We start from the raw sequence: 16,685 nt of genomic DNA, 5'->3' as shown, positions 1-16,685 counted from the left end.
AATCAGCCCAGAACGAGCGTCGCGGCCATCATCGCGGCGAAGGCCAATGTGACGACCACGGCGACGGTCGAGTTGTCGGCATCTTCCTGCGCCTCTGGCAAGAGTTCCGAGAAGATCATCCACAGCATTGCCCCGGCTGCGAGGCCCAGGCCCACGGGCAGGATTGGCGCGAAATAGAGCACGAACAGAAAGGCCGGGACCGCCAGCAAGGGCTGCGGCAGCGACGACACGATTGCCCACCAGCCCGCCTTGGCCACGCTTGCGCCGCGCGGCACCATCACCAACGCAATCGCCAGCCCCTCGGGCACGTTATGCAGGGCGATTGCAATCGTAATCAGGTCACCCAGCGGGCGGCCGCCGCCAAAGGCCACACCCACACCAATGCCTTCGGCGGCGGAATGCGCGGTCATGACCCCCATGATCATCAGCACTTTCATGGCGTCGGCGCCCTGCATGTCGCCCAGGCTGACTTCCCCTTGGCGGTCCAGCAGTTTCTTGACCAGCCAGATGGCAAAGACACCCAGAACGATGCCGCCGATGGTGCGCGGGCCGGACAATTCGAACCCTTCCATCACCAGCGTCGCGCTTGCTGCCAGCATAAGACCCGCCGCCAGCGCGTTGCCCATGGATAGTGCGCGCCCCGACATAGAGCGCGCGGCCAAAAGCGGCAGCGCGCCAAGGCCGGTGGCCAGGGCGGTAACAAGGGCCGCGATGAAGACGATCAGGAGGGTAGGCTCAGTCATGGCGATTCTCTTAAATTAGAATTATTCTAATAAATGGGCCGCTCTGAGATCGCAAGCATTTTTCTGCCCGGCCAAATTGATACATTATTGATTTACAAAATCCGCTTTGCTACGGTCCGTCTCAAGTGGCCGCATAACAGGCCGCATGGGAGGAAGACATGACCATCGTTCCCGTCACTTCGGGCGATCTGGAGGCGGCCGAAATATCGTGGTTCGCCGCGCTCTGTTCGGATGACTACCAGTTTCTTGGTGTTCCAGATGGCGCGCTGCGGTCCAGTTGGGCGCATTGTAGCGACATTCTGAAATCCGCCGAAGCGCAGGGGTTCCGCAACATCCTGTGCCCGTCCAGCTATCAGGTGGGGCAAGACACGCTCAGTTTCGTCGCGGCGGGCAGTCAGGTCACGGAACGGATCAACATGCTGGCCGCCATTCGCTGCGGAGAGATGCAGCCCATCATGCTCGCCCGCACCGTGGCGACCTTGGATCACATGCTCAAAGGTCGGCTGACGCTGAATGTCATCAGTTCCGATTTTCCGGGCGAAGTGGCCGACAGCGCCTATCGCTACAAACGCAGCCATGAGGTGGTGCAGATCCTGCGGCAGGCGTGGGAACGGGACGAGATCAACCACGAGGGCGAGATCTACCAGTTCAAGGGCGTGCCCACCGCGCCCGCCAAGCCCTACCAGCAAAACGGCGGACCGCTTCTGTATTTTGGCGGCTATTCGCCCGATGCGCTAGAGCTGTGCGCGGCGCAATGCGACGTCTACCTTATGTGGCCCGAAACCGAGGATCAACTGGCCGAGCGGATGCGCGCGGTCCATGCAAGGGCAGAGGCGCATGGCCGCACGCTGGATTACGGGCTGCGGGTGCATGTCATCGTCCGTGATACCGAAGCAGAGGCGCGCGAATACGCCGACCATCTGGTCAGCAAACTGGACGACGAGTATGGCCGCCTGATCCGCGAACGCGCGCATGACAGCGGCAGTCTGGGCGTGTCACATCAGGCGCGCGCGCGCGAATTGGCCGACCAGTTCGGCTATACCGAACCGAACCTTTGGACAGGCGTGGGTCGCGCGCGTTCCGGCTGTGGCGCGGCGCTTGTGGGCAGCGCCGATCAGGTGCTGTCGAAGCTGGAGCGTTACCGTAAGATGGGCATCCGTGCCTTCATCTTTTCTGGCTATCCGCATCTGGACGAATGCCAGCAATTCGGGCGGTTGGTCATGCCGAATCTGGCGACCTGCTCGCTGCCGCATGAATATGGCCGCGTGCCAAGTGAAACACCGGCAACGCCCCTGGGCGTGGGGGAGCGTGTCTGATGGAACGTGTTGATCTGACCGACAGCTTGTCCTTGTCGCGACTTGTCTATGGCATGTGGCGGCTGGGCGATGACGCCGACACCAGCCCCGCCCATGTGCAAGCTAAGGTCGAGGCGTGCTTGGCCCAAGGCATCACCACCATGGACCAGGCCGACATCTATGGCGACTATGGCGCAGAGGCGTTGCTCGGCGCGGCATTTCGTGCAAGCCCCGGCCTGCGCGACAAGGTGGAACTGGTCACGAAATGCGACATCGTGGCCCCGATCGGCAAATATGCCTCGGCGCGGGTGAAGTATTACGACACCAGCGCCGCGCATATCCGCGCCTCGGTCGAGGCGTCGCTCAGCAATATGGCGACCGACCGGATTGACCTGTTGCTGATCCACCGCCCCGACCCGCTGATGGACCATCAGGAAACCGGCGCGGTGCTGGATGCATTGGTAGCCGAAGGCAAGCTGCGCGCCGTGGGCGTGTCGAATTTCCGGCCATGGGATTGGGATTTGCTGCAATCTGCCATGACGACGCCGCTTTGCACCAACCAGATCGAGATCAGCCTACTGGCGCGGGACGCGTTCACGAATGGCGATCTGGCACATCTGCAAAAGCTTGGCCTGCCCCCGATGGCATGGTCGCCCTTGGGCGGCGGCGCGCTGTTCGGAGAGGGCGACGCGGCCATGCGCTTGCGCCCGCATCTGGAACGGCACGCAAAAGCGCAAGGGGTGGGTATGGACGCGGTCGCGGTAGCGTGGCTTCTGGCACATCCGGCCCGCATTCTGCCGGTGCTGGGCACGAATTCGCTACAGCGGATCGCGCGCATCGGGGATGCCGCGAAAGTGACGCTGACACGCGAGGACTGGTTCGAACTCTGGACCGCGGCGGCGGGGCAAGAGGTGCCCTGACCATAAGGCCGGACTTTCATCAAGGGAGGACAATGATGAAAACCACACTGACAACGACGACCCTAGGGCTGATCTTGGCCGCAGGCGCGGCCAGCGCGCAGGAATTGCGTTTCATGTGCTATCAGGATGGCACCGAATGCGCCGCTTGGGCGTCGCAAATGCCCGCGTTCGAGGCCGAGAACCCCGGCATCACCGTGGTGGTGGACGAGGTGCCGTATCAGTCGATCATCGAATCGCTTCCGGTGCAGCTGGAAGTGGGCGAAGGCCCGGACCTTGCGCGCGTGACCGACTATGGCGGCTTGGCGCGCTTCATGCTGGATGTGCGCCCCTATGTGTCCGACCCCGCTGCGATTGAAGCGCGTTACGGCCAATCGCTGGCATGGGCGCGCGTGGGCGACAATAATGCCGACGGTATTTACAACATCGTGGACCAGCTGACCGCGACGGGCGGCTTTGCCAACAAGACCCTGTTCGACCAAGCAGGTGTAGAGATGCCCGGACCGGGCGCGACATTCGCGGAATGGGCGGAAGCCAGCCGCGCCGTGCGCGATGCCGTGGGCGTCGACTTTGCAATGGCAATCGACCGCACCGGCCACCGCTTCGCTGGGCCGGCCATGTCCTATGGCGCTGCCTATTTCGATGAAAACGGCGACCCGATCTTGGTCGATGACGGCTTCCGCAGCTTCGCCGAGCAATTCGTCGCGTGGCACGAAGACGGCACGCTGGCGCGTGATGTCTGGGCAGGCGCGGGTGGCGGCACCTACCAGGATGCGGCGGCCGAATTCATCAACGCGAATTTGGTAATGTATTATTCGGGTAGCTGGCAGATCGGCCGCTTTGGTCGCGATATTGGCGACGCATTCGACTGGGTTGCCACGGGCGGTATCTGTGGGCCCGTCGCCTGCACGGGTATGCCGGGTGGCGCGGGGATCGTCGGCTTCAAGCAGACCGAACACCCCGAAGCCGTCGGCAAGCTGATGGAATTCATGGCGCGCGACGATGTGCAGGCCGCCGTTCTGGCGCAGACCCGCAACATTCCGGCCAATTCCGTGCTGCAAGAACAAGGGATCGAGTACCAAGATGTCAGCGATGATGTGAAAGCGGCGCTGACGACTTTCGCAGCCTCTATCCCGACTTTTGCGGACAGTGCCTATGCGTTGCAGGGCTATGCCAATAACCGCGCCATCTACACCGCAACGCCCGCGCGCATCACGCAGGCCATCGTGGGCGAGCTGTCGCTGGACGATGCGTTGGCCCGCCTGGATGCCGACATCGCAGAGGCGATTGCGCAGTAACACGCGCTTGTCGCGATCGACCTGACCGGTTCGCCTGCCCATGGGGCGGGCCGGTCCCTTGCCGGGCCATGAAGGGAAGGCGACATGTTGAAAACGGCGGCTGTCCAAGCCTATGAAGGCGCGTTCAACCTGTTGGAACGCCCCATGCTGGCCCTTCAAAAGCTGTTCGGCCAAAGCCGGGTGGCGTGGGTTTTCCTGCTGCCCAACCTTGTCATCTTCGGGCTGTTCACCTTCCTGCCGATCATCCTGAATTTCGTCTTCGCCACCACGGGCGGCGACCGCATCATCCTGGCGGATCGGCCCTTTGTCGGCACAGAGCATTTTGCGAGCCTTCTGGATTGCGAAAGCTATTTCGACCCGAATTCCTGCCACCGGGACCTGTTCTGGCGCGCTGTCGGCAATACCGGCTGGTTCGTGCTGATGCAGGTCGGCTTCATGATCCTCTTCTCGCTCATCACGGCCCTTATCCTGAACCGCGACATCGTGCTGCGCGGCTTCTTCCGCGCGGTGTTTTTCTACCCGGTGCTGCTGTCGCCGGTGGTCGTGGCGCTGATCTGGAAATGGATCTTGCAGCGCAACGGTGTGCTGAACGCAGGCCTTGAAGGCGCGGGCTTCGGCACGATCAACTGGCTGCTGGAAGCCGACTGGGCCTTCTTCTGGGTCGTCTTCGTGTCGATCTGGTGCAACATGGGGTTCTATGTGCTGATCCTGCTCGCGGGTCTGCAATCCATCCCCTCGGACGTCTACGAGGCCGCCGAGATGGACGGCACGCCCCGCTGGCGGCAGCTCTGGCGCATTACCCTGCCCCTGTTGATGCCGACGATGCTGGTCGTCATGGTGCTGTCGGTCATCCGCGCGGTGCAGGCCTTTGACGAGATTTACGTCCTGACCGGCGGCGGGCCGGGGTCTGCCACGACGCTGCTGATCCAATATATCTATGACGTGGGTTTCTCGACCCGTCCGCGCCTCTATGGGCTGGCGGCGGCGGCGTCGCTTCTGATGGCGGGCGTGCTGTTCGTGCTGACCATTATCCAGCTTGCGGCCACGCGCAAACAATCGGGGGATAACTGATGTTTGGCTGGCTGATCGGGCGGCGCGGGCGCCATGGGTTCGACCTGACCGACTGGATGGCCTTCGGATTTCTGGGCTTGGGCGTGTTCCTGATGCTGGGTCCGGTGCTGTGGCTGGTGCTGTCCAGCTTCAAGACAGAAGCCGCGCTTCAGGAATACCCGCCCAAGTTCCTGCCGCTCGCCCCGATAGAGCGGATGGTCGAGGGGTTTGACCAGCCTTTGCAGATGTTCACCGTCACCGCAGGAGAGCACGCAGGCCGCGAGCTGGCGCAGGTGCGCCGCATCGGGCTGAATGCGCAGATGGTGGACCCGGCAAACCCAAGCGAGCGGCTGAACGTGGCGATCAGCGACCGCGAACCGCTGCGCGAATTCGGCATCGCGACCGAGAACTATACCGACGTTTTCTCGCGGTTCAATTTCATGCTGTACTTCTGGAACTCGACCTTCATCACGGTCGTCGCCACGATCCTGACGGTGCTGTTCAACTCGATGGCCGCTTTCGCGCTGGCGAAATACAAGTTCACCGGGCGTAACGCGGTCTTCGTGCTGATTATCGCGACATTGATGATCCCGCCGACGATCACGCTGGTGCCGCTGTTTTTGGTCATATCCGAAATGGGCATGGTCAACAGCCATTGGGGTGTGATCTGGCCCGCGATTGCCACGCCGACGGGCGTGTTCCTGCTGCGCCAATACATGCTGACGATTCCCGATGACCTGCTGGATGCCGCGCGCATGGACAATGCAAGCGAATGGAAGGTCTATTGGAAAATCGTGCTGCCCCTGTCCGCGCCTGCGCTGGCGGTGCTGGTGATCTTCTCGGTCATGTGGCGGTGGAACGAATTCCTCTGGCCGTTGATCGTGCTGAACCGGTCAGAGGTGTTCACGCTGCAACTGGCGCTGAACAGCTTTCAGGGTGAGTTGCAGACAAGCTGGTCGAACCTGTTGGCGATGACGGTGCTGACGTTGTTGCCGATAACCATCGTGTTCGCATTTTTGCAGAAATACATCACGCAGGGCATTGCCCAGTCTGGCGTAAAATGAGCGCCTGCGGCGCAAGGCTATTGTTTGGGGGGCTTTGCCCCCGTCGCGCGGATGCGCGACTCCCCCAGGATATTTGGGGCAAGGATGAAAGAGGGGAGGGCGCATGGCCGGGCTGTCGTTGAAGGGCATCGTCAAGGAATATGGTGCGGTGCGGGTGATCCACGGGGTGGACCTGGAGATCGCGGATGGTGAATTCTGCGTCTTTGTCGGGCCGTCGGGCTGCGGGAAGTCGACGCTTCTGCGGATGATTGCGGGGCTGGAGGATATAACCGGCGGCGATCTGCTGATCGGTGGAGACCGGGTGAATGACCAGCGCGCCAGCGAACGTGGGCTTGCGATGGTGTTCCAGACCTACGCGCTTTACCCGCATATGAGTGTGCGCGCGAACCTGGCCTTCGGGTTGGAGAATATCCGCATGCCGCGCGCCGAAATTGACGCCCGCGTGGCCGAGGCCGCGCGCATGTTGCAGCTGGAGCCCTATCTGGACCGCAAGCCCAAGGCGCTGTCGGGCGGCCAACGCCAGCGCGTGGCCATCGGGCGCGCGGTTGTGCGCGAGCCGAAGGTGTTTTTGTTCGACGAGCCCTTGTCGAACCTCGATGCCGAGTTGCGCGTGACGATGCGCGGCGAGATCGCGGCGCTGCATCGGCGCATTGGCAATACGATGATCTATGTGACCCACGATCAGGTCGAGGCGATGACCATGGCGGACCGGATCGTCGTGTTGCGCGATGGGCGGATAGAGCAGCAGGGTGCGCCGATCGAGCTGTATAACCGGCCCGCGAACAAGTTCGTGGCGGGGTTCATCGGCTCTCCCCGGATGAATTTCATTGCCTGCGAGGTGGTTGAGGCTGACGGGCAAGGCGCGCGGTTGCGCGATCCGTCCGGGCGCGAATTGGTGGCCCATGTCGATGGGCGCGGCCTGAACCCCGGCAACAAGGTGGACCTTGGTGTGCGCCCCGAGCATTTGCACCCGGTCGCCGAGGGCGAACCAGGCATCGCGGCCACGGTCGAGAATGTCGAGCAGTTGGGCGGCGAGAGTTACTTGTATTGTCGCGGGCCTGACGGTGTGGAGGTGACGGTGCACATGTCCGGCCAGACCGCGCTCGGGCGCGGCGCGCCGGTGGTCTTGGGCGTGCAGCCCGACCTGTGCCATGTGTTCCGCCAGGATGGCGTCGCGCAGCCGCGCCTGCGTCTGGGCGAGGCGGTGGGCTGAGCGCCATGTCCAATGCGCCCAGCGGTGCCCTGCCGCGCTACCAGCAGATCAGCGAGCTATTGATCCGCGATATTGCCGCCGGGCGGTTGATGGATGGCGCGCGTCTTGCGCCAGAGCGCGAGATGGCCGCCGATCTGGGCGTGGCCGTGGGCACCCTGCGCAAAGCGTTGCAGGATTTGGCCGACAAGGGCTTGCTGGAGCGCGTGCAGGGGTCCGGAAACTATATCCGGGCGCAGCCGGAGGTGGACAGCATTTACGCGCTGTTCCGGTTGGAACTGGTCGCTGGCGGTGGGTTGCCCTCGGCGCAGGTTCTGGACGTGGCGCGCCTGCCCAAGCCCGCGCATTTACCGGATTTCGGACGTTCGGACGACGCGCATCGTATTCGGCGCTTGCGGTTGCTGTCCGGGCAGCCTGCGGCGGTCGAGGAGATCTGGCTGGACGGATCTTATGCACGTGCATTGCGCGCCGAAGATCTGTCGCAATCCTTGTATTTGCATTACCGCACGCATTTGGGCCTGTGGATCGCGCGGGCCGAGGACCGGATCGGCACCGCGATTGTCCCCGACTTTGCGCCCCCCGCTTTTGGCCTGCGGCCCGGTGCCGTGGCGGCCCATATCCAGCGGACAAGCTGGTCGCAGGACAACCAGCGCGCGGAAGTGTCGGAAACGTGGTTTGACCCGAATGTGGCGCGTTATGTCTCGCGTTTGAAATAAGGAAACGGCAATGAGCAAGGCAATTTGTTACGGCATGATCGGCTGTGGCATGATGGGACAGGAACACTTGCGCAACATCGCGCTGATCGAGGGCGCGCATGTGGGTGTCATCTATGAGCCGGATGCGGGGATGCGGGCAGAGGCCGCCCGATTGGCCCCCGATGCGCGCTTCGTCGAGAGTGTTGATGCGCTTCTGGCAGACCCGGCGGTCGAGGCGTTGGTCATCACCAGCCCCAACCATCTGCATTTGCCCCAGCTGGAACAGATCGCGCAGGCCAGCCCGCGCCCGGTTCTGGTGGAAAAGCCCCTGTTCACCGACCCGGCCGATCTGGAGCGTGTGCGCGCGTTGAACTTGTCCGCGCCAGTCTGGGTGGCAATGGAGTATCGCTACATGCCGCCCGTGGCCGCGCTGATCGACGCCGCAGAGCGGGTGACCGGCGGGATCAGGATGCTGACCATCCGCGAGCACCGTTTTCCTTTTCTGGAAAAGGTGGGCGACTGGAACCGCTTCAATGCCCAAACGGGCGGCACACTGGTCGAGAAATGCTGTCATTTCTTCGACCTGATGCGCCATATCCTGCAAGATGACCCGGTGCGCGTTGTCGCGTCGGGCGGGCAGGATGTGAACCATCTGGATGAAAGCTACGATGGCCAGACGCCCGATATCTGGGACAATGCCTATGTGATCGTCGATTTCAAACGCGGCGCGCGGGCCATGCTGGAATTGTGCATGTTCGCCGAAGGCGCGCGCTACCAGGAGGAGATTTCCACCGTTGGCCCCAAGGGCAAGATCGAGTGCCTTGTTCCGGGGCCGGGGCGGTTCTGGCCCGCGCATCTGGGCGCGCCGCCGGTGCCGCAACTGATTGAAAGCCCCCGCAGTCCCAAAGGACCACGCGCGATGGAAATTCCGGTCGATCCGGCGCTTCTGGCGGCAGGCGATCACAATGGATCGACCTATTACCAACATGCCCGCTTTGCCGATGTGGTGCGCGGGCAGGGCGCGGTCGAGGTTGGGCTGGAAGATGGCGTCTGGGCCGTGCTGATGGGGATGGCCGCGCAGGCCTCTGCCCAGACCGGGCGCGCCATGGCGATTTCTGATCGCGGCTTTGCGCCGATCTGACGCCTTTGGGCTGGATTGGCGCGGGGTTTCGCGGTAGGGTTGGCCACAGACCCGGAAAACGGGCAAATCAGGCAACCCGAGCAGGACAGCCAAATGACGGAAATGGTCTACGGCACCACGCCATTGCGCGTGGTCGATCCGATTCTTCCGCGCTGGTGGCGCACGATCGACAAGATGACGCTGACATCGGTGCTGCTGCTTATGGCGGTCGGCATCTTGCTGGGGCTGGCGGCGTCGCCCCCCTTGGCGCAGCGCAACGGGCTGGACCCGTTCTATTACGTTCAGCGGCAGGTGTTTTTCGGCGGGCTTGGGATCGGGGCGATGCTGCTGATCTCCATGGCCTCGCCCGAGAAAATCCGCCGCTTCGCGACCGTGGGTTTCCTTCTGACGCTGGCCGCGCTGATCCTGCTGCCCTTCCTTGGAACCGATTTCGGCAAGGGCGCGGTGCGGTGGTATAGCTTCGGGGTCGGGTCTATCCAGCCGTCGGAATTCATGAAGCCGCTTCTGGCGGTCTTTGTCGCATGGCTGATGGCCGCCAGCGCCGATGTGGGTGGACCACCGGGGCGTGCGATTTCATTTGGGGTCGTGCTGCTGGTGGTCGGGCTTTTGGTCATCCAGCCGGATTTCGGGCAGGCCGCGCTGATTTCCGCCGGTTGGATCGTGATGTATTTCGTAGCGGGCGCACCGATCTTGCTTCTGACGGGTCTGGCGCTGCTGGTCATTGCGGGCGGCTATGTCGCTTACAACAATTCGGAACATTTCGCCCGCCGCATCGACGGGTTTCTGGCCGCAGAGGTCGATCCCCGCACGCAGATGGGCTACGCGCAAAACGCCATCTCCGAGGGCGGTTTCTTCGGCGCGGGCGTGGGCGAAGGGCGGGTGAAATGGTCGCTGCCCGATGCGCATACCGATTTCATCATCGCGGTCGCGGCAGAAGAATACGGGCTAATCCTTGTGGTCTTTATCATCGGCCTATACGCCACGATCCTGCTGCGCTCGCTGTTCCGGCTGATGCGCGAGCGGGACATGTTCATTCGCCTGGCGGGCACGGGCATCGCGGTCGTGTTCAGCCTGCAGGCCATGATAAACATGGGCGTGGCGGTGCGGCTGCTTCCCTCGAAAGGCATGACTTTGCCGCTGGTCAGCTATGGCGGGTCGTCGCTGCTTGCGACGGGTATCGCAATCGGTATGCTTCTGGCACTGACGCGCCAACGCCCGCAGGGCGAGATCGGCGAGATCCTCTCGCGGCGCGGCTAGCTAGGGCAGGGGGCAATCATGGCCAAGGCACCGCTTATCCTGATCGCGGCCGGGGGCACAGGGGGGCATATGTTCCCCGCGCAGGCGCTGGCAGAGGCGCTTCTGGCGCGCGGCTGGCGGGTGAAGCTGTCGACCGATGCACGCGGCGCGCGCTACGCAGGCGGCTTTCCCGAGGCGGTGCGCATTGAAACCGTCAGCGCCGCGACCTTCGCGCGTGGTGGGCTGATGGACAAGATCAAGGTGCCGTTCAAGCTGGCCACGGGTATATTGGGCGCGGCGCTGGGGATGGTGTTCGACCGGCCCAAGGCCGTTGTCGGTTTCGGCGGGTATCCGTCCATCCCGGCGCTGGGCGCGGCGTGGCTGTTGCGCGTGCCGCGTATGATCCATGAACAAAATGGCGTTTTGGGCCGGGTGAACCATCTATTCGCGCGGCGGGTGAACGTGCTGGCCTGCGGCACGTGGCCGACCGAAGGCGCGGACGGGCTGGATGCGCAGTTTACCGGCAACCCGGTGCGCGCCGCTGTGCTGGAGCGCGCGGGCGCAGGCTATATCGCGCCGGGCGACTACCCGATGGACCTGTTGGTGATCGGCGGCTCTCAGGGTGCGCGCATCCTGTCCGATGTGGTGCCGGATGCAATCAGCGCCTTGCCCGATGACATAAAGCGCAACCTGACGGTGGCCCATCAGGCCCGCGAAGAAGATATGGAGCGCGTCATCGCCGCCTACGAGGCTGGCAATGTCCGCGCCGAAATCGCCCCATTCTTTGCCGATATTCCGCGCCGCCTGTCGGAATGCCAGCTTGTCATCAGTCGCGCGGGCGCGTCCTCGGTGGCCGATATTTCCGTCATTGGCCGCCCGTCCATTCTGGTGCCCTATGCCGCCGCCGCCGCCAATCATCAGGCCGCCAATGCGCGGATGCTGGGCGCGGTTGATGCCGCCGTGGTCTTTCCCGAAAGCCAGTTCACCGTGCCCGCGCTGGCGGATAGCCTGCATTCCATCCTTGCAAATCCAAACGCCGCCGCGCAAATGGCGCAGGCCGCGCTTGGCGCAGGCCGCGCGGATGCCACAGAGCGCCTGACCGAACTGGTCGAGGCACTAGCCCGAAAGGACCGCCCATGAGCCCCGCCACCAAGCTGCCCACCGATATTGGCCCCATCCATTTCATCGGGATCGGCGGCATTGGCATGTCGGGCATCGCGGAAGTGCTGATGACCCATGGCTACCGCGTGCAGGGGTCTGACCTGAAGGCCAGCGCCATCACCCAGCGGCTGGAAAGCCTTGGGGCAGAGGTATTCGTGGGCCAGCGGGCCGAGAATATCGACGGCGCGGCGGTGATCGTCGTCTCGACCGCGATCAAGCCCGACAACCCCGAATTGCAGGCTGCGCGGCAGGCGGGCCTGCCTGTCGTGCGCCGGGCAGAGATGTTGGCCGAACTGATGCGCCTGCGCTCGAACATCGCGGTCGCGGGCACGCATGGCAAGACGACCACGACAACGATGGTTGCCGCACTTCTGGACGAAGGCGGGCTTGATCCGACCGTCATCAATGGCGGCGTGATCCACGCCTACGGCTCGAACGCCCGTGCGGGCGAAGGCGAGTGGATGGTGGTCGAGGCGGACGAGTCGGACGGCAGCTTCAACCGCCTGCCCGCGACCATCGCCATCGTCACGAATATCGACCCCGAACATATGGAACACTGGGGCAGTTTCGACGCGCTGCGCAAAGGCTTCTACGACTTCGCCAGCGGCATTCCGTTCTACGGGCTGGCGATCTGCTGCACCGACCATCCCGAAGTGCAGGCGCTCGTGGCCAAGCTGACCGACCGCCGTGTCGTGACCTTTGGCTTCAACGCGCAGGCCGATATTCGCGCGATCAACCTGCGCTATGACGCGGGCGTCGCGCATTTCGACATCGCCTTGCAGGACGAAGGGCGCGTCATCGAAGGCTGCTCGCTGCCCATGCCGGGCGATCACAACGTGTCGAACGCGCTGTCCGCCGTTGCGGCAGCGCGCCATCTGGGGATGAACCCGGCTGAAATCCGTAGCGCGCTGGCCAAGTTCGGCGGCGTGAACCGTCGCTTCACACGTCTGGGCACGGTCGATGGTGTGACCATCATCGACGATTACGGCCACCACCCGGTTGAAATTGCCGCCGTCTTGCGCGCCGCCCGTCAGGCGCTGGGTGGCACCGGCCGCGTGATCGCCGTGCATCAGCCGCACCGCTATACCCGCCTGTCAAACCTGTTCGAGGATTTCTGCACCTGCTTCAACGACGCCGATGTCGTGGGGATCGCCCCGGTCTATGCCGCCGGTGAAGACCCGATTGCGGGTGCCAGCCGCGATGACTTGCTGGCGGGACTGACCGCGCATGGCCACCGCAACGTGCACGCCGTGGACAGTGAGGAAGCACTGGAAGCTTTGGTGCGCGCCCATGCCAAACCGGGCGACATGGTCGTTTGCCTTGGGGCAGGCACGATTTCGGGCTGGGCACACGGGCTGGTGCCGCGCCTGAAGGCGGCGGCTTAAAGCCAGTCGAAGAACCCGGCGGGCGCGCGCCCGCGCAGTTCTTCGGCCAGTTCGCGGCCAAGGGCGGCGCCATCGGCCACGGGTGCGCGCCCTTCGGTGGCCAGTTTTTGTGATCCGTCAGGCCGCAGGATCTCGCCACGCAGCCAGATCTCGTCGCCCTCGACCAGCGCAAGCCCGGCGATGGGGGTTTCACATGACCCGTCGAGTGCGGCCAGAAACGCGCGCTCCGCGGCCAGCCGTTGCCCGGTGGGCGTGTCGTGCAGCGGCGACAGCAGCTCCGCGGTGGCGGTATCCGCGATGCGCCATTCGATCCCGATCGCACCTTGGGCAATCGCGGGCAGCATATCCTCGGGTTCGATCCCGCCGGTGGCGATGTCGCTCATCCCCAGACGGTTCAGCCCGGCCATGGCAAGAAAGGTGCAATCTGCCACGCCATCTTGCAGCTTTTTCAGCCGGGTTTGAACATTGCCGCGAAACTCGACCACTTTCAGGTCGGGGCGCTTGTTCAACAGTTGCGCGCGGCGGCGCAAGGACGATGACCCGACAACAGCGCCGCTTGGCAAATCGGCGATCCCTTGCGCCTTGTGCGACACGAAGGCATCGCGCGTATCCTCGCGCGGCAGGTAGCACCCCAGCGTCAGCCCTTCGGGCTGAACGGTCGGCATGTCCTTCATCGAATGCACGGCAATGTCGATTCGACCTGCGACCATCGCCTCTTCGATTTCCTTCGTGAACAACCCCTTGTTCCCGATCTCTTTCAGCGGGCGGTCCGCGTCGATCAGCGTGCGGTCGTCCCCCGTGGTCTTGATGACCATGATCTCGAACGCCGCTTCGGGCAGGCCATGTGCCGCCATCAGGCGATGCCGGGTTTCATACGCCTGCGCCAGCGCCAGCGGAGAGCCGCGCGTGCCGATTTTCAGGGGCTGTTCGGGGGTCGGATGTGCATGTGTCATGCGTTTTGCATAGCGCCGCACATGGCACCTTTCAAGCACAGACTGTCATGCAGACTTGACAACCTGCGCCCGACTTGTGACGAGAGAGGCGAGTAAGGAGAAAACCACATGACAAAGACCATCCTGCGCGCCCTTGCCGGTGAAACTCTGCCCACACCGCCCATCTGGATGATGCGTCAGGCCGGTCGCTACCTGCCCGAATACCGTGCCACCCGCGCGCAGGCCGGGGATTTCCTGTCGCTGTGCTATAATCCCGAACTGGCGGCAGAGGTCACGTTGCAACCCATTCGCCGCTACGGGTTCGATGCGGCGATCCTATTTGCCGATATTCTGCTGGTGCCGCAGGCGCTGGGGGCGGATTTGTGGTTTGTCACCGGCGAAGGACCGCGCCTGTCCACCATCACCGACCAAGCGGGCGTTGATGCGCTGAAGCCGACAGATGCCATCCACGATACACTGAACCCGGTCTATGAAACCGTGCGTATCCTGTCGCGCGAATTGCCGCCCGAGACAACGCTCATCGGTTTTGCCGGGGCGCCATGGACGGTTGCAACCTACATGATCGCCGGGCGCGGCACCAAGGATCAAGGCCCGGCCCACGCCCTGCGTGAAGGCGCGCCCGAGGTGTTCGACGCGCTGATCGACCGCATCACTGACGCAACCATCGAATACCTGTCCATGCAGATCAAGGCCGGGGCCGAAGTGGTCAAGATCTTCGACAGCTGGGCGGGGTCGCTCAAGGGCGACGCTTTCGCCAAATACGCGCTTGCGCCCACGAAGCGCATCATCGACGCGCTCAAGGCGCGCCATCCGGGCATTCCCGTCATCGCCTTCCCACGCGAAGGGGGCGAGAATTACATCGGTTTCCACAAGGCAAGCGGCGCGGATTGCGTGGCAATCGACGATTCCGTCACGCCCGAATGGGCCGCCGCCAATGTGCAAACGGGCGGCTGCGTGCAGGGCAACCTCGCCTCGCGCCACATGGTGACGGGCGGGCAAGAGCTGGTCGATGAAACCCGCAAGGTCGTCGCCGCCTTCAAGAACGGCCCGCATATCTTCAATCTGGGCCACGGCATTACGCCCGACGCGGACCCGGAAAATGTCGCGCTGATGATAGAGACGGTGCGCAATTTCAAAGCCTGATACGCAAACGGGCGGCCCAAGGGCCGCCCGCAGCGTTTGATCTGTCCCGGTGCTTATTCGGGCAGGATCACTTGGTCGATCACATGAATCACGCCGTTCGAAGCTTCGATGTCGGCCAGGATGACGGTCGCACCATCCACGGTGACCGCGTCGCCCACACCGATTTCCACGGTCTGGCCGTTCACGGTTTCCGGCATCATGCCGTCGGTCAGATCACCCGACATGACCGCGCCCGGAACAACGTGATAGGTCAGGATCGAGGTCAGCGTCGGAATATCCTCCAGCAGACCTTCGACAGTGCCTTCGGGCAGCGCGGCAAACGCGTCATCGGTCGGGGCGAACACGGTGAACGGGCCTTCGCCCGACAACGTCTCTGCCAGACCGGCTGCGGTCACGGCAGCCACGAGCGTGGTGAAACGGCCATCTTCGACGGCGATGTCAACGATCGTCTTGCTGCCATGGCCATCCGCGAAAGCCGGGGTGGACAGGGCAAGGGCGACAGCGGCGCCAGTCAGAGTGGTCTTGAACATTGTTTAACCTCCATTGGTCATTTCCGTAATGACGCTGGGGTTACGGGCACATGTCAGGATTGGATCGCACTCAACTTTTACGGAAGCTGCCTTGACGCGAAGGGGCGCGCCACTAAGCCAGCGCGCCCCTTCATTTCAAGTCAAAGTAACGTGTCTGCGCGTGAATGATCCGCGATCAATTCGACGCATCCGCCACGATCTGCTGCAACAGATAGTTCACCGGCTGCATGGAGCGGTCGCTATATTCGCGGTAACCTACCATGACGGGCGCGCCCTCTTCGGCGGGCTGGAACACGTAGATGCCATAGGGGCAATACTGAATGTTCATCATGTTGGCTTCCATCACCTGCCGCGAAATGTCGGCAGAGCAGAAGGACATGACCTGCGCGGCTGCGAACAGATCCTTGGTGCCGCCCACATCTTCCTTGGTGCGCGCCAGCATCTCGCCGATATGGTTGACGGAATCGATCACAAGGCCACGCCCGGTAATCGCCATCTCGACGGCAAAGACCACATCATCGAAAGAGCCTTCGGCCTCGAAGGTGAAGAACCCATCGGCAGAAGCGGGGCTGGCGAGGGCCAGCGCGGCGCTCAGCCCAAGCGCTTTGTAAAACATCTCGTATTCCTTCCTGTAAGCGTTCACGCAAAGAAGACTACAAAACTCTTCTTTTCCTGCCGTGATCTAAATCAAAATCGCACGCCCAGAAAGCGGTACGAAGTTTTTCATGGATTTGTTTCATTTTCCTGTTGCGTGGGCCGAACGACTCCTCTAGATAGCGCTTCACCGGCGGCGGGGACGCGGTTGGTTAGCTGGCTGAGCTGAGGTTTGGTTGGTTATCATGACGGGAGACGAGGTTGCATGGG

The 16,685-nt window shown here is 63.1% G+C and carries 16 protein-coding genes; 12 read left to right on the top strand and 4 right to left on the bottom strand.

The features are described 5' to 3' along the window. Positions 1-2: 2 nt before the first annotated feature. Positions 3-743 (bottom strand): ZIP family metal transporter, encoded by a 741-nt coding sequence (locus J1C52_RS12280; RefSeq protein ID WP_227428247.1) that lies wholly within the window; start codon positions 741-743, stop codon positions 3-5. A gap of 158 nt (positions 744-901) precedes the next feature. Between J1C52_RS12280 and J1C52_RS12275 the strand changes: the two genes are divergently transcribed. From J1C52_RS12275 to murC, 11 genes are all read left to right on the top strand, one after another. After that, positions 902-2,059: an LLM class flavin-dependent oxidoreductase gene (locus tag J1C52_RS12275; protein ID WP_227428246.1), complete on the top strand. Its 1,158-nt coding sequence runs from the start codon at positions 902-904 to the stop codon at positions 2,057-2,059. Further along, positions 2,059-2,958 carry an aldo/keto reductase gene (locus J1C52_RS12270; protein WP_227428245.1) on the top strand — a complete coding sequence of 300 codons (900 nt, stop codon included), beginning with the start codon at positions 2,059-2,061 and terminating at the stop codon, positions 2,956-2,958. Before J1C52_RS12275 ends, J1C52_RS12270 begins: the two co-directional genes overlap by 1 nt. A 35-nt stretch (positions 2,959-2,993) precedes the next feature. Beyond that, positions 2,994-4,253, top strand: a complete 1,260-nt coding sequence (locus J1C52_RS12265) for an ABC transporter substrate-binding protein (RefSeq protein WP_227428244.1) — start codon at positions 2,994-2,996, stop codon at positions 4,251-4,253. A gap of 84 nt (positions 4,254-4,337) precedes the next feature. Beyond that, on the top strand, positions 4,338-5,324 hold the full coding sequence (locus J1C52_RS12260; RefSeq protein WP_227428243.1) for a carbohydrate ABC transporter permease: 987 nt from the start codon (positions 4,338-4,340) through the stop codon (positions 5,322-5,324). Continuing rightward, a complete protein-coding gene (locus tag J1C52_RS12255) occupies positions 5,324-6,367 on the top strand; it encodes a carbohydrate ABC transporter permease (RefSeq protein WP_227428242.1) in 1,044 nt (347 codons plus the stop codon). Before J1C52_RS12260 ends, J1C52_RS12255 begins: the two co-directional genes overlap by 1 nt. Before the next feature lie 103 nt (positions 6,368-6,470). Continuing rightward, a complete protein-coding gene (locus J1C52_RS12250; RefSeq protein WP_227428241.1) occupies positions 6,471-7,580 on the top strand; it encodes an ABC transporter ATP-binding protein in 1,110 nt (369 codons plus the stop codon). Positions 7,581-7,585: 5 nt separating this feature from the next. After that, positions 7,586-8,293 carry a GntR family transcriptional regulator gene (locus J1C52_RS12245; protein WP_227428240.1) on the top strand — a complete coding sequence of 236 codons (708 nt, stop codon included), beginning with the start codon at positions 7,586-7,588 and terminating at the stop codon, positions 8,291-8,293. A gap of 10 nt (positions 8,294-8,303) precedes the next feature. Continuing rightward, entirely contained in the window at positions 8,304-9,413 is a 1,110-nt protein-coding gene (locus J1C52_RS12240) for a Gfo/Idh/MocA family protein (protein ID WP_227428239.1), read from the top strand. Positions 9,414-9,506: 93 nt separating this feature from the next. After that, the gene (locus J1C52_RS12235; protein ID WP_227428238.1) at positions 9,507-10,670 is read left to right on the top strand and encodes a peptidoglycan glycosyltransferase FtsW; all 1,164 of its coding nucleotides are present in this window, start codon (positions 9,507-9,509) and stop codon (positions 10,668-10,670) included. 18 nt (positions 10,671-10,688) lie between these two features. Further along, complete coding sequence (locus J1C52_RS12230; RefSeq protein ID WP_227428237.1) at positions 10,689-11,789, top strand: UDP-N-acetylglucosamine--N-acetylmuramyl-(pentapeptide) pyrophosphoryl-undecaprenol N-acetylglucosamine transferase; 1,101 nt, start codon at positions 10,689-10,691, stop codon at positions 11,787-11,789. Then, complete coding sequence (murC, locus tag J1C52_RS12225) at positions 11,786-13,195, top strand: UDP-N-acetylmuramate--L-alanine ligase (RefSeq protein WP_227428236.1); 1,410 nt, start codon at positions 11,786-11,788, stop codon at positions 13,193-13,195. The genes J1C52_RS12230 and murC overlap by 4 nt, the downstream gene beginning before the upstream one ends. On the opposite strand, the gene hemC is transcribed toward murC, so the two are convergent. After that, the gene (gene hemC / locus J1C52_RS12220; protein ID WP_227428235.1) at positions 13,192-14,148 is read right to left on the bottom strand and encodes a hydroxymethylbilane synthase; all 957 of its coding nucleotides are present in this window, start codon (positions 14,146-14,148) and stop codon (positions 13,192-13,194) included. The two genes, murC and hemC, sit on opposite strands and share 4 nt — an antisense overlap. A gap of 108 nt (positions 14,149-14,256) precedes the next feature. On the opposite strand from hemC, the gene hemE reads away from it, so the two are divergent. Further along, positions 14,257-15,291 (top strand): uroporphyrinogen decarboxylase, encoded by a 1,035-nt coding sequence (gene hemE, locus J1C52_RS12215; protein WP_227428234.1) that lies wholly within the window; start codon positions 14,257-14,259, stop codon positions 15,289-15,291. Positions 15,292-15,344: 53 nt separating this feature from the next. On the opposite strand, the gene J1C52_RS12210 is transcribed toward hemE, so the two are convergent. Continuing rightward, complete coding sequence (locus tag J1C52_RS12210; RefSeq protein ID WP_227428233.1) at positions 15,345-15,821, bottom strand: fasciclin domain-containing protein; 477 nt, start codon at positions 15,819-15,821, stop codon at positions 15,345-15,347. A 175-nt stretch (positions 15,822-15,996) separates the two neighbouring features. Further along, entirely contained in the window at positions 15,997-16,437 is a 441-nt protein-coding gene (locus tag J1C52_RS12205) for a DUF302 domain-containing protein (protein ID WP_227428232.1), read from the bottom strand. Positions 16,438-16,685 lie beyond the last annotated feature (248 nt).

Origin of the sequence: Roseibaca sp. Y0-43 (assembly GCF_020667835.1) — a bacterium.
GTDB lineage: Bacteria > Pseudomonadota > Alphaproteobacteria > Rhodobacterales > Rhodobacteraceae > Roseinatronobacter.
This window is presented reverse-complemented; position numbering and strand designations above follow the sequence as displayed.